The following is a 12,314-nucleotide window of genomic DNA, read 5'->3' as shown; positions in this document are numbered from 1 at the left end:
GCAACAACAGCTTGCGCTCCGGGATCTCCGCAAGAGCGCACCGGCCGCCTAGCGTTCCTGCCACACCACCCCCACCACCCCGTACTTCGAGAGAAAGAGTCCGGACATGTTCGTCGTCGACACGCAGATCCACATCTGGAAGGAAGAGACCCCGGACCGCCCGTGGGTGCCCGGCGCCCGGGAGCGGATCCGGCTCAACGGCCACCGCGAGGACCCCTTCTCCTACGAGGAAGCCCTGGAGCTGATGGACGAGGCCGGCGTGAACCGGGCGCTGATCCTGCCGCCGTCCTGGGAGGGCGACCGCATCGACTACGCCCTGGAGGCCTGCGAGGCCCACCCGGACCGGTTCGGCATCATGGCCCGCATCCCGCAGAACAAGCCCGAGGAGGGCAGGGCGATGCTCAAGGACTTCGCCCAGAACCCGCACGTCAAGGGCACCCGGCTCACCTTCCACCGGCCGCAGGACCGCAACTGGATGATCGACGGCACCAACGACTGGTACTGGCCGATCGCCGAGGAGCTGCGCATCCCGACCATGGTCCACGCGCCGATCTGGAAGCGCGAGCTGGGCGAGATCGCCGCCAAGCACCCCGAGCTGAAGATCATCATCGACCACATGGGCATCATGGCCCGCTGCGTCGACGACGCGATCGGCTACTGGGTCTCGGAGACCGCCGACCTGCACGTCCACCCGAACATCTACGTCAAGGTGTCGGCGCTGCCGGGCTACTCCACGCAGCCCTTCCCGAACGGCAACATCCAGAAGTACGTGCGCGAGATGGTCGACAGGATGGGCCCGCAGCGCTGCTTCTACGGCACCGACATCACCCGGCTGCTCGGCCACGGCATCACCTACACCGACACGATCGAGCAGTTCACCAAGCACTGGGACTTCACGGCCGAGGAGCTTGAATGGATCATGGGCCGCGGTATCTCCGAGGTCCTGAACTGGCCGATCGAGGGCTGAGGAAACACCGGCGATGACCAACACCCCACGGATCGACGGCGGCGACGCCGTCGTCTCCGCCTTCGACGCGGCGGGCGCCGACCACGTCTTCTGCTCCTCGGGCTCCGAATGGGCCCCGGTGTGGGAGGCGCTGGCCCGCCGCCACCGCGACGGCGAGCCCGCCCCGCGCTACCTCGACCTGACCCACGAGACGGTCGCCGTCGGCATGGCGACCGGGTACGGGCTGATCGCGCGCCGTCCGCAGGGCGTTCTGCTGCACGCGGCGCCGGGCCTGCTCCAGGGCTCGATGGCCGTGCACGGCGCACTGCTGGCCGGCGTGCCGATGGTGGTCGCCTCCTCGGAGTCGACGACGTACGGCGACGCCCCCGGGCACGACCCGGGCGGCCAGTGGTACCGCAACCTGTCGATCGTGGGCGGCCCGCACGGCATCGCCCAGCCGTTCACGAAGTGGTCGACCGAGGCCGCCAGTGTGCACACCCTGCCGACCATGATCACCCGGGCGGCGGAACTCGCGTGGCGGGCCCCGGCCGGACCGGCCTACCTGAACATCCCCCTGGAGATCCTCCTGGAGGAGTGGGACGGCCGCGAGGCCAAGCCCGTCGTGCCACCGGGCTCGACGCACAGTTCGCCGGAGGAGGCCGACCCGGTCGCGCAGCTGATCCGCGAGGCGGCCAACCCCGTGGTGGTCACCGAGACCGCGGGGCGCGAGGCGGGCGGCTTCGAGGCCCTGGTCGCCTTCGCCGAGGCCTGGAACATCCCGGTCGTGGAGCCGGACTCGGTGGTGTGCGGCAACTTCCCGCGCACCCACCCGCTGCACGCGGGCAGTGACATCGGCCCCTGGATGGACGAGGCGGACCTGATCCTCCTCGTCAACTGCCGGGCGCCCTTCTACCCGCCCTCGCGTCGTCCGTCCAAGGCGAAGATCGTGGTGATCGACGAGGTCCCGCAACGCCCGCACGTGGTCTACCAAGTGCTGTTCGCCGACACCTACCTGGAGGGCAACGTTGCCAACACGCTGCGCCAGCTGGCCAAACGGGCCAAGGACCTCGACGAGCGGGCGGCAGCGGTGCGCCGGGCGGCGCAGGAGGAGCGGCACGCCGCAGAGCAGTCCGCGATCGCGGCGGCGGAGGCGAAGGCTGCCGAGGCCGAGGGCATCGACCCGGTGCTGGTCGCCGCCACCCTGCGCCGGCTCCTGCACGGGCAGGACGCGATCGTCGTCGACGAGACCATCACCCACAGCCGCGTCGTCAGGCGTCACGTCCAGACCGCCGACCCGGACTCCTACTTCTACGTCCAGGGGGGACTCGGTCAGGGCATCGCGGTCGCCCTCGGCGTCAAACTCGCCGCGCGGGAGCGCCCGGTGGTCCTCACCATCGGCGACGGCGCCTTCGCCTACAACCCGGTGATCCCCTCGTACGACGCCTCGAACGCGTACGAACTGCCATTGCTGATCGTGGTGTTCAACAACCGTGTCTACAAGTCGATGAATCTCAACCACCGCCGCTTCTACCCCGACGGTGCGGCAGCCGAGACCGGCGAATGGCTCGGTACGGACCTGCACCGGCTGCCCCGGCTGGCCGCCTTCGCCGAGCCGTTCGGCATGCACACCGAGACCGTCGACACGCCGGAGGCGCTCGCGCCGGCACTGGAACGCGCCCTCAAGGCCGTGGCCGAGGGCACGACCGCCGTCGTGGACGTCCTAGTCACCCGCTAGCCAGGAGACACACCGCAACCATGTCCCACACCCCCGCCAGGATCCTGGTGCCCGCCGACGACCTGCGCGCCTTCTGTGCCGCCCTCCTGGAGAAGGGCGGCCTGAGCGCCGAGCACGCCCGGACCACCGCCGACGTCTTCGTCTGGGCCGCGCGGCGCGGCGTCGACTCGCACGGCACCGCCCGTGTCCCCGCCTACCTGGACCTGCTCGCCAAGGGCGTCGCCAACGCGCACCCGGAGATGACGACCGAGTCGACGGCCCCGGCCGCCGCCGTCCTCGACGCCGACCGCGCCCCCGGCCCGGTCGCCCTGACCGCCGCCGCCGACGAGGCGATACGACGGGCCCGGGAGTCCGGCATCGCCTCGGTCGGCGTCCGCCGTACCGTCCACACCGGCGCCATCGGCTACTACGTGTCCCGGATCGCCGAACAGGGCCTGGTCGGGATCGGGTTCGTGGCCGGCATGCCCAACATGGGCTATACCGGCGTCAGGGGCGCGGCCGTCGCCACCAGCCCCCTCGCCGTCGCGGTACCCGCCCGCGAACACGCACCCCTCCTCCTCGACATGGCCACCGCCACCATCGCCCTCGGGAAGATCCGGCAGGCGAAGGCCAGCGGCACACCCTTGCCGGAGGGCGCGGCCGCCACGGCGGACGGCACCCCGACGACCGACCCGGAACGGGCGGTCATGCCCCTGCCGCTGGGTGGCGCGAAGGGCTCCGGCATGTCCCTGGCCTTCGAACTCCTGACCAGCGTCGTCGTCGGCGCCCCGATCTTCGCGGCCTTCCACGCCGGCGACCGCAGGCACCGCCAGAACGCCCTGCTCATCGCAGTGGACCCGGCGGCCTTCGGCGATCCGGAGGCGTTCACCGCGAACGTCGACGACACCCTGAGCACGCTGAAGGGCCTGCCGGTCGCGGAGGGCGCCGACGGCGTGTTCTACCCCGGTGAGCGCAGCGCGGCGGTGGCCGAGGAGCGGGAGGCGAAGGGCGTTCCCGTGACCGCGAAGGTCTGGCGTGAACTCACCGAGCATGCGGACCGGCTGGGCGTGACCGTGCCGCGCCCCTGAACGCCCGCGCGCACGCCGGTGGCGGGCCCCGCCGCGGTCAGCGTGGGTCGGGGCCCGGTTCGTCGTGGTCGTGGGGCGGGTGGCCGCAGGGGGCGGCTGCGCCGGCATCGCCGTGTCCTTGAGCGCGGTCACGCACACGGCGAACTGGGCGCCCTCCCGGGCGCCGGCCGCGTCCTGGGCAGACTGCGGCTGACCGGCCGACTCGACGTACCGGTGTTCACCCAGTCCTGCTGCACGACTCCGACTGCACCTCGGCGCCGGGTGCCTGGCGCTCCGCCCTCGGTGCGCTGCCGCGCATCCTGGACAGCTGCGACCGGCGGGGAATTTACTTGAGTTACGCAACGATATGGTAAACTGGCCGGTATGCCCACAGAACCGCTGCCAGACGTCCCCGCCGCCACCCCGGAGGTCGTGGAGATCGAGCGCGCCCTGACGCGCATCACCTACCTCAGCACCCGGGCCCGTCAGCACGAGCGGCTGATGGCCCTGGCCGGGGTGCCGCTGGACCGCGCCGCGGTGGCCCTGCTGCGCCAGGTCGCCGACTCCGAGCCGCTGCGCCCGGGGGAGCTGGCACAGCGGCTCGGGGTGGAGGCGTCCCACGTGACGCGCACGGTGCAGCAGCTCCAGCGTTCGGGCTACGTCACCCGCGTCCCCGACCCCGACGACCGCCGCGCCCAGCGGATCGAACTCACCGACGCCGGCCGGGCCGCCGTGGACCGGGTCCGGGACGCCGGGGCACGGGGCATGCAGCTGGCCCTGAACGGCTGGGAGCCCGAGGAACTGCGGCAGCTGGCCGTCCTCTTCCACCGTATGGTCGACGACTTCCTGTCCTACGCGGTCGAGGACGAGGCCGTTCAGGAGACCACCGGGACGACGCCCCCGGCCTCCCGGACCGCGTGAGGCGCCGGCGGGGACGCGGGGGACCACCGACTCGGCGCGGACGCGCGGACCGCCGACCCGGCGCGGGCGCGGCGACGGCCGACCCGGCGCGGGGCGGGCCGGTACCGCCCGGTAATATCCGGCGGCAGGTCGTCAGAGGAGGCTTCGTGGCCCTGTCCGAACGTTCACCCCTGCTGCTCGCGGGACTGCTCGCCACCGCCGGCGTCGCCCACTTCGCGGCGCCGAAGCAGTTCGACGCGACGATCCCGAAGGCGCTGCCGGGATCCCCGCGGGCCTGGACGTACGGCAGCGGGGCCGTGGAGCTGGCGCTGGCGGCGGGAATCGCCCTGCCGCGCACCCGCAAGGCGGCGGCCCGGGCGGCCGCCGCCTTCTTCATAGGTGTGTTCCCGGCCAACGTGCAGATGGCCGTCGACTGGCAGAAGCGGCCCGAGCCGCTCAGGACCGCGGCCCTCGCCCGGCTGCCGCTCCAGATCCCCCTGGTGCTCTGGGCGCGCGGGGTCGCACGCAACGAGGAGGGCCGATAGATGGCGGCACCTGTCGAGGTGGGAAGCAGGATCGAGGACTTCGCGCTGCCGGACGAGACCGGTACCACGCGGACCCTCACGGAACTGCTGGCCGACGGGCCGGTCGTGCTCTTCTTCTACCCGGCCGCCCTGTCGGCCGGCTGCACCGCCGAGGCCTGCCACTTCCGGGACCTCGCCGCCGAGTTCGCGGCCGCCGGCGCCCGGCCCGTCGGGATCAGCGGGGACAGCGTGGAACGCCAGCAGGAGTTCTCCGGGAAGCACACGCTCGGCATGCCGCTGCTCTCCGACACGGACGGCACCGTCCGGGAGCTGTTCGGCGTGAAGCGGGGCTTCTCGCTCGCCCCGACCAAACGGGCCACCTTCGTGATCGCCCAGGACCGCACCGTCCTGGAGGTCGTCCGAAGCGAGCTGCGCATGAACACCCACGCCGACCGGGCGCTGGCCGCCCTGCGCGCCCACCAGGGCTGAGCCGACGCCGCTGGTCCGCGCTTGATCCGCCGGGACATAGGTCTCATCCTGGGGCGTATGGAGCGTGTCGCCGCCACGGCGATCATCGATGCCCTGGGCCGGGTGACGGGGTGGAGCGAGGGTGCGCGGATGCTCACCGGGCACCGGGCGGAGGAGGTCGTGGGGCGACCCGCCACCGACCTCCTCGCCGAGCAGGTCCACGCCGAGGCGCTGGCCGCCCGCCGCGGGACCGTGGCCCTGCGGCGCGCCGACGGCCGCCGCGTGGACGTCGCCCTGACCGCCTGCCCCGTCCTCGGCCCCGACGGCGGCACCACCGGCTACGTGCTCACCGCCGCCCCGCCCTTTCCGGCCGACCCCACCCTCGCCGGCCAGGCCTTCCAGCAGGCCTCCATGTCCATGTCGGTCTTCGACCTCCGCCAGCGCTACCTCCGCTCCAACGACGTCGCCTGCCACGTCCTGGGCGTCCCCGAGGAGGCCCTGCTGGGCCGTTTCTTCCCGGACACCGTCGAGGAGGCCCCGCACAGCGAGGGCTTCCTTCGTCATCTGCGCCAGGTCGCCGAGACCGGCCGGCCCGTCCGCTACGAGAGCTTCACCGGCGCCCCCACCCTGAACCGGGAGCACGCCTGGAGCATCGAGATGTGGCCGCTGCGCGACCCCTCAGGCGAACTCACCGCCGTCGCCCTCGCCGCCTTCGACAGCACCGAGCAGTACCTGGCCCGGCTCCGGCTCGCCCTCCTCAACGAGGCGGCCACCTCCATCGGCACCACCCTGGACGTGGTGCGCACGGCCGAGGAACTCGTCGAACTCCTCGTCCCCCGGTACGCCGACTTCGCCGGCGTCGACCTGCTCGACTGGGTCCTCGGCGCCGAGGAACCGCTCACCGTGCCGGACGGCGACATCGTGCTGCGCCGGGTCGCCCACGGTTCCGCGACCGAGGGGACCCCCGAGGCCGCCGTCCGGCTGGGCGACGCCGAGGTGCACCCGGCGGCATCCCCGCCGGCGCGGGCGCTGCGGGAGCGGCGGGCCGTGGTCGCACAGGCCGGCGAGCCCGAGTTCCACCGCTGGGTCGACGAGCGCAACGCCCGCGCGCCCGCCGGCCGGCCCTACCGCGAGGGCGTCCACTCCATGATCGCCGTACCCCTGCAGGCCCGGGGCGTCCTGCTCGGTGCCGTCGTGGGCGTGCGCATGCGCCACCCCGACGCCTACGTCGCCGACGACGCCGTCTTCGCCGAGGAACTCGCCAGCCGCGCGGCCGTCTGCATCGACAACGCCCGCCGCTTCGCCCGCGAGCGCTCCACCGCCCTCGCCCTCCAGCACAGCCTGCTGCCCCGTGGCCTGCCCCAGGCCGCCGTCGAGGTCGCCCACCGCTACCTCCCCTGCGGATCGCAGGCCGGCATCGGCGGCGACTGGTTCGACGTGATCCCGCTGTCCGGCAGCCGGGTCGGCCTGGTCGTCGGCGACGTCGTCGGCCACGGCATCCGCTCCTCCGCCACCATGGGCCGCCTGCGCACCGCCGTACGCACCCTCGCGGACGTGGACCTGCCCCCCGACGAACTCCTCACCCACCTGGACGACCTGGTCACCCACCTGGCCGCCGACGGCTCCGGCGAGGAGGTCGCCGAGCTGGGCGCCACCTGCCTGTACGCCGTCTACGACCCCGTCTCGCGGCGGCTCAGCCTCGCCGCCGCCGGGCACCCGGCGCCCGCGGTCGTGCTGCCGGGTGGCGCGGCTGAGCTGGTCGCGATGACCGCAGGGCCGCCGCTCGGCGTCGGCGGTCTGCCCTTCGAGGCGACGGAGCTCGAACTGCCCGAGGGAGCCGTCGTCGCCCTCTACACGGACGGTCTGGTCGAGGACCGCGACCGGGACGTGGACCGCGCCACCGAGGAGATGTGCCGCGCCCTGGGCGCGTCCGCCGACTCCCTGGAGGACCTCGCCGACTACGTCCTCAAGGCCGTCATGCCGGAACAGCCGGCCGACGACGTGGCCCTGCTGCTGGCCCGCACCCGGGCTCTCGGCGCCGACCGGGTCGCCACCTGGGACGTGCCGCCCGACCCGGCCGCGGTGGCGCACTTCCGGCAGGCGGCCGTCGAACGGCTCGCCGACTGGGGCCTGGACGAGGAGGCGTTCGTCACCGAACTCGTCGTCAGCGAACTCGTCACCAACGCCATCCGCTACGGCGAACCGCCCATCCAGCTGCGCCTGATCCGCGACCGCGCGCTCATCTGCGAGGTCTCCGACGGCAGTTCCACCTCACCGCACCTGCGCCGGGCGCACGCCTTCGACGAGGGCGGCCGCGGCCTGCTCCTGGTCGCCCAGCTCACCCAGCGCTGGGGCAGCAGGCAGACAGGCAGCGGCAAGACGATCTGGGCCGAACAACCGCTGCCCGAAAGCTCGTTGCCGGTCGCCGAGTGAAAGGCTGCGCGCCGTTACTCGAAGTCGCAGCCCGGGTTCGGCACCGACTCCGCGTACGGCGAGCCGTGCGGCAGGATGTACAGCACGTCCAGGACCAGGTCGGTGTCGCCGAGGTTGGCGCCCAGGTGCACGTCGCCCGGCCCGCCCGACTCGTAGACCGTGCCGCCCCGCTGGTAGACGCCGTCCTCCTTGCAGTCGGAGTGGAAGTGGCTGAGCGTGCCCTTCTGGACGTACCCGTAGACCGGGCCGTCGTGGTAGTGCCAGCCGGTGGTCTGGCCGGGCGGGACGGTGATCTCCCGCAGGACGTAGTCCGTGTCGCCGACGGTGGTCTGGCTGATCACCCTGCCGGTCACGCCGGGTCCGGCGGGGGTGGCATGGGCGGTGCCGCAGGTCAGCAGAGTGCCGGCGGCCACCGCCCCGGCCACGGCGGTACGGAGCGCGGTACGCATGTGTGGGGGCCTCCTGAACCGAAGATCGAGCATCTTCGTGAACATAGGCCCCCGCCCGGCCGACCGGGGCAGGAATGGCTCAATCCGCGTACACGCAGGAGGAGTTGCCGCTCATCCGGCCGGACACCGCCCTCACGCCTCGCCCGCGTCCGCCGCGACCTGGGCGAGCGTGCGGCCGGTGCGCACCGAACGGGCCCGCCGGGGATCGGGCGTGCCGTGGCCGTCCGGGCGGCCGGCCCCCTTCTTCACCAGCAACCAGGCGTCCTCGCCGTCGCGGCCCCGGAAACGGGTCAGGGCGTACTCGCCGTGCAGCTTGGAACCGTGCAGGCGGAAGGTGGCGTGACCGCGCTCCAGCGACTCCGCGAAGCCGACCGGGTGCCCCCTGCGGTCGTGACTGACCGGCTCGTACCAGCCGTGGTCCCAGACGATCACCGTGCCACCGCCGTACTCGCCCTTCGGGATCACGCCCTCGAAGTCCTCGTACTCCAGCGGATGGTCCTCGGTGGGCACCGCAAGCCGCTTGTCCCCGGGGTCGGCGGACGGGCCCTTCGGGACCGACCAGGACTTCAGGACGCCGCCGACCTGCAGCCGGAAGTCGAAGTGCATCCGGCGCGCGTCATGGATCTGCACCACGAACCGGAGCCGGTCACCGGCCTCCGCCGCCTGCCCCGACGGCTCCCCGGTCCGCTGAAAGTCCCGCTTGTCCCGGTACGTACGCAACCGGTCGTCGCTGTCACCCACCACGGCTCCTTCCCTCGGACCTGCGCCCCGGGTACCCGGCGGCCGGTTCAGAACTCCTCGTGACGGTCCGGGTCGCCGCCGAGCCGCCGGTGGCGCCGCTCGGAGACGGCTGCCATCTGGGCCGCGTCCAGTTCGAAGCCGAACAGGTCCAGGTTGGCCCGCTGCCGTCCGGCGTCCGCCGACTTCGGGATGGGCAGGGCACCGAGCTGGACGTGCCAGCGCAGCACCGCCTGGGCGGGCGTCACGCCGTGCGCCTCCGCCACGGCGACGACTGCCGGGTCGTCGAGGAGCCGGCCGTCCCGGCCCAGCGGGCTCCAGCTCTCGGTGACGATGCCCTTGTCCGCGTGGAAGGCCCGCAGCCCCTCCTGCGGGAACAGCGGATGCAGCTCCACCTGGTTCACCGAGGGCAGCACCCCGGTCTCCTTCTCCAGCCGGGTGAGGTGCTCCTCGGTGAAGTTGGAGACGCCGATCGAGCGCACCAGACCGTCCTCGCGCAGCTTGATCATCGCCTTCCAGGAATCGACGTACTTGCCGACCCGGGGGTTGGGCCAGTGGATCAGATACAGGTCCACGTACTCCAGGCCCAGCCGCCGCCGGGACTCCTCGAAGGAGGCGAGGGTCTCCTCGTAGCCCTGGTGGCGGCCCGGCAGCTTGGTCGTCACCACCACCTCCTCGCGGGGCACTCCGCTGCTCGCGACACCCCGCCCGGCTCCGGACTCGTTGCGGTAGTTCACCGCCGTGTCCACGAGCCGGTAGCCCAGCTCCAGGCCGTGGCGGACGGCCTGCTCGGCCTGCGTGTCGTCCATGGGCCAGGTGCCCAGGCCGGTGGCGGGGATCGCCGTACCGTCGTTCAGCGTGTACGCCGGAATGCTGACCACGATGTGACCTTCCCTCGGCTGTGTCGTGTCTCCGGCCTCGCGGACCGGGCGGGAGATGATCACCCCGGGCCGGGTGCTCCCTTCCGCGGTGCGGGCTGGGCTGACACGATCTTTCCTGGACGGGTACCGACGACCACGCGGAGTACGCATGACGACCGACCGGGGTACGGCAGGACGGGCACCGGGCGCCGCCGGAGCCGAGGTGAGGCCCGTCGCCGGGCACATCGGGGCCGAGATCACCGGGGTCGACCTCACCGCGGAACTCGACGACGCCGTGGTCGCCCTGATCCGCGAGGCAGTGCTGCGCTGGAAGGTCGTCTTCTTCCGGGACCAGCGGCTCGACCACGCCGGGCACGTCGCCTTCGCCCGCCGCTTCGGCGAACCGGTCGTGCTCGGCCGGCGCGGCAGCGCGTCACCGGCCGGCTTCCCCGAGGTGGAGACCACCGCCGACCGCCTGGAGCTCGGCGGCCGGTTCGGGATGGAGCACGAGGAGTGGCTCCAGCGGCGCCGGCACACCCTGCTGCGCGGCTGGCACTGCGACCACGGAGCCCGCATCGACCCGCCCGCCGCGACCATCCTGCGCGCCGAGACCGTCCCTCCCTACGGCGGCGACACCACCTGGGCCAACCTGGCCGCCGCCTACGCCGGCCTCTCCGCGCCCGTGCGCGCCTTCGTCGACGGCCTGCGCGCCGAGCACCGCCTCGGCGTCGGCTACCAGCCCCGCCCCGGCGACGACTCCTACCTGCGCCACCTCCTCGACCACCAGGTGGCCTCGGTGCACCCGCTGGTCCGCGTCCACCCGGAGAGCGGGGAGCGGGTGCTGTACGTCAACGGCTACTACGTCGAGCAGATCGCCGGCGTCTCCCGCCCGGAGAGCGCCGCGCTCCTGGAGATGCTGCTCGAACAGGCCGTACGGCCCGAGTACACGGTCCGCTTCCGCTGGGAGCCCGGCAGCGTCGCCTTCTGGGACAACAGGGCCACCATCCACCTCGCGCCCGGCGACAACGCCCACCTGGGCTTCCCCCGCGTCATGCACCGGGTGATGCTGCACGGCGAGGTGCCGGTCGGGGTGGACGGCAAGCCGTCGGAACCGGTGACCGGCACGGAGGTGCGCCGCTGGTGACTCAGGGCGCTGCCCCCGGGCGCCAGCCGAGCGCCGGGCCCAGACGGGTCGCCATGTCCGTGAGGATCTGCACGTAGTCCTCGTGCTCGAAGGTGAACGGCAGGGCGAAGGCCACCTCGTCGACCTCGCGGAAGGCGGCGTGCGCATGCAGCTGTTCGGCGATCTCCGCCGAGGTGCCGACGATGTCCGGCGCGAACAGCAGCCGGCCGGGACCCTGCGGGGCCGAGGTGCGGGGCAGCCGCTTGGCCGCGTAGGCCTCGTACTTGGCGCGCTGCTCGGGCGTGGCGGAGTCGGTGGGGATGACGACCAGGCCCTGGGAGACCCGGGCCGCCTCGCCGTCCGGGTGACGGGCGCGGAACTCGCGGATGTGCGAGAGCTGGATCTCCGCGAAGTCGTACGCGTCCGCCGGGTCCCCGGCCCGTACGACACTGCTGGTCAGGAAGTTCATGCCGTGCTCGCCCGCCCAGCGCGCCGAGCCGAGACTGCCGCCGCCGTACCAGAGCCGCCGCCCGAGCCCCGCGGAGTGCGGCTGGACGACGTCGGAGAACACCTCGAAGCCCTCCACCCCGCTGAAGTCGGTGGCCGGCTTGCCCCGGACGAAGTCAAGAAGCCGCCGCACCCGCTCGTAGCTGAAGTCCTCGACGTCGGCCGTGTCCGGGTAGAGGGCCTCCCTGACCTGCTCGTAGTGCATGGGCGGGCCCACGCTCACCCCGGGGTTGAGGCGGCCGCCGGACAGGAGGTCGACGGTCGCCAGGTCCTCGGCGAGCCGCAGCGGGTTCTCCCAGCCCAGCGGGATCACCGCGGTGCCCAGCTCGATGCGGCTGGTGCGCTGCGAGGCCGCCGCGAGCACGGCGACCGGTGAGGAGATGCCGTACTGGAGGTGCCGGTGGCGCACCCACGCGCTGTCGAAGCCCAGCCGCTCGCCCAGCTCGATGATCTCCAGCGTGGACTCGTGCCCCCGGCCCGGATCCGCGCCGTCGAACAGGCCGATGGTGAGGAAGCCCAGTCTGCGCAGGGGACGGGGGGTGGACGGCACGGGTCCTCCAGCGGTCGTACGTCAGTTCTGCCCCG

The 12,314-nt window shown here is 72.9% G+C and carries 12 protein-coding genes; 8 read left to right on the top strand and 4 right to left on the bottom strand.

Features of this window, described 5'->3' with window-relative positions:
• Window positions 1-106: 106 nt before the first annotated feature.
• From ACZ63F_RS33085 to ACZ63F_RS33055, 7 genes are all read left to right on the top strand, one after another.
• A complete protein-coding gene (locus ACZ63F_RS33085; protein WP_469716723.1) occupies window positions 107-967 on the top strand; it encodes an amidohydrolase family protein in 861 nt (286 codons plus the stop codon).
• A gap of 13 nt (window positions 968-980) precedes the next feature.
• On the top strand, window positions 981-2,681 hold the full coding sequence (locus ACZ63F_RS33080) for a thiamine pyrophosphate-dependent enzyme (RefSeq protein WP_469716721.1): 1,701 nt from the start codon (window positions 981-983) through the stop codon (window positions 2,679-2,681).
• Between the two features lie 20 nt (window positions 2,682-2,701).
• Window positions 2,702-3,748 (top strand): Ldh family oxidoreductase, encoded by a 1,047-nt coding sequence (locus tag ACZ63F_RS33075; RefSeq protein WP_469716719.1) that lies wholly within the window; start codon window positions 2,702-2,704, stop codon window positions 3,746-3,748.
• Window positions 3,749-4,111: 363 nt separating this feature from the next.
• Window positions 4,112-4,648: a MarR family winged helix-turn-helix transcriptional regulator gene (locus ACZ63F_RS33070; protein WP_469716716.1), complete on the top strand. Its 537-nt coding sequence runs from the start codon at window positions 4,112-4,114 to the stop codon at window positions 4,646-4,648.
• 146 nt (window positions 4,649-4,794) lie between these two features.
• Window positions 4,795-5,172, top strand: a complete 378-nt coding sequence (locus ACZ63F_RS33065) for a DoxX family protein (RefSeq protein WP_469716714.1) — start codon at window positions 4,795-4,797, stop codon at window positions 5,170-5,172.
• Window positions 5,173-5,640 (top strand): peroxiredoxin, encoded by a 468-nt coding sequence (locus ACZ63F_RS33060; RefSeq protein WP_469716712.1) that lies wholly within the window; start codon window positions 5,173-5,175, stop codon window positions 5,638-5,640. It abuts the gene before it with no gap.
• A 57-nt stretch (window positions 5,641-5,697) separates the two neighbouring features.
• Window positions 5,698-8,052 carry an ATP-binding SpoIIE family protein phosphatase gene (locus ACZ63F_RS33055; protein ID WP_469716710.1) on the top strand — a complete coding sequence of 785 codons (2,355 nt, stop codon included), beginning with the start codon at window positions 5,698-5,700 and terminating at the stop codon, window positions 8,050-8,052.
• 14 nt (window positions 8,053-8,066) lie between these two features.
• On the opposite strand, the gene ACZ63F_RS33050 is transcribed toward ACZ63F_RS33055, so the two are convergent.
• The 3 genes from ACZ63F_RS33050 to ACZ63F_RS33040 all read right to left on the bottom strand — a co-directional run bounded on the left by ACZ63F_RS33050 (window position 8,067) and on the right by ACZ63F_RS33040 (window position 10,120).
• The gene (locus ACZ63F_RS33050; protein ID WP_469716708.1) at window positions 8,067-8,501 is read right to left on the bottom strand and encodes a cupin domain-containing protein; all 435 of its coding nucleotides are present in this window, start codon (window positions 8,499-8,501) and stop codon (window positions 8,067-8,069) included.
• Between the two features lie 132 nt (window positions 8,502-8,633).
• A complete protein-coding gene (locus tag ACZ63F_RS33045; RefSeq protein WP_469716705.1) occupies window positions 8,634-9,242 on the bottom strand; it encodes a DNA polymerase ligase N-terminal domain-containing protein in 609 nt (202 codons plus the stop codon).
• Between the two features lie 47 nt (window positions 9,243-9,289).
• Window positions 9,290-10,120, bottom strand: a complete 831-nt coding sequence (locus ACZ63F_RS33040) for an aldo/keto reductase (protein ID WP_469716703.1) — start codon at window positions 10,118-10,120, stop codon at window positions 9,290-9,292.
• Between the two features lie 148 nt (window positions 10,121-10,268).
• On the opposite strand from ACZ63F_RS33040, the gene ACZ63F_RS33035 reads away from it, so the two are divergent.
• Entirely contained in the window at window positions 10,269-11,243 is a 975-nt protein-coding gene (locus ACZ63F_RS33035) for a TauD/TfdA dioxygenase family protein (RefSeq protein WP_469716701.1), read from the top strand.
• Between the two features lies 1 nt (window position 11,244).
• Here the strand turns inward: ACZ63F_RS33035 and ACZ63F_RS33030 are convergent, their stop codons facing one another.
• A complete protein-coding gene (locus ACZ63F_RS33030; protein ID WP_469716699.1) occupies window positions 11,245-12,279 on the bottom strand; it encodes an LLM class flavin-dependent oxidoreductase in 1,035 nt (344 codons plus the stop codon).
• Between the last annotated feature and the right edge of the window lie 35 nt (window positions 12,280-12,314).

This window comes from Streptomyces sp. NPDC104761 (assembly GCF_055583445.1).
Note: the sequence above shows the minus strand (reverse complement) of the source record. Positions and strands in the feature narration are given on the sequence as shown.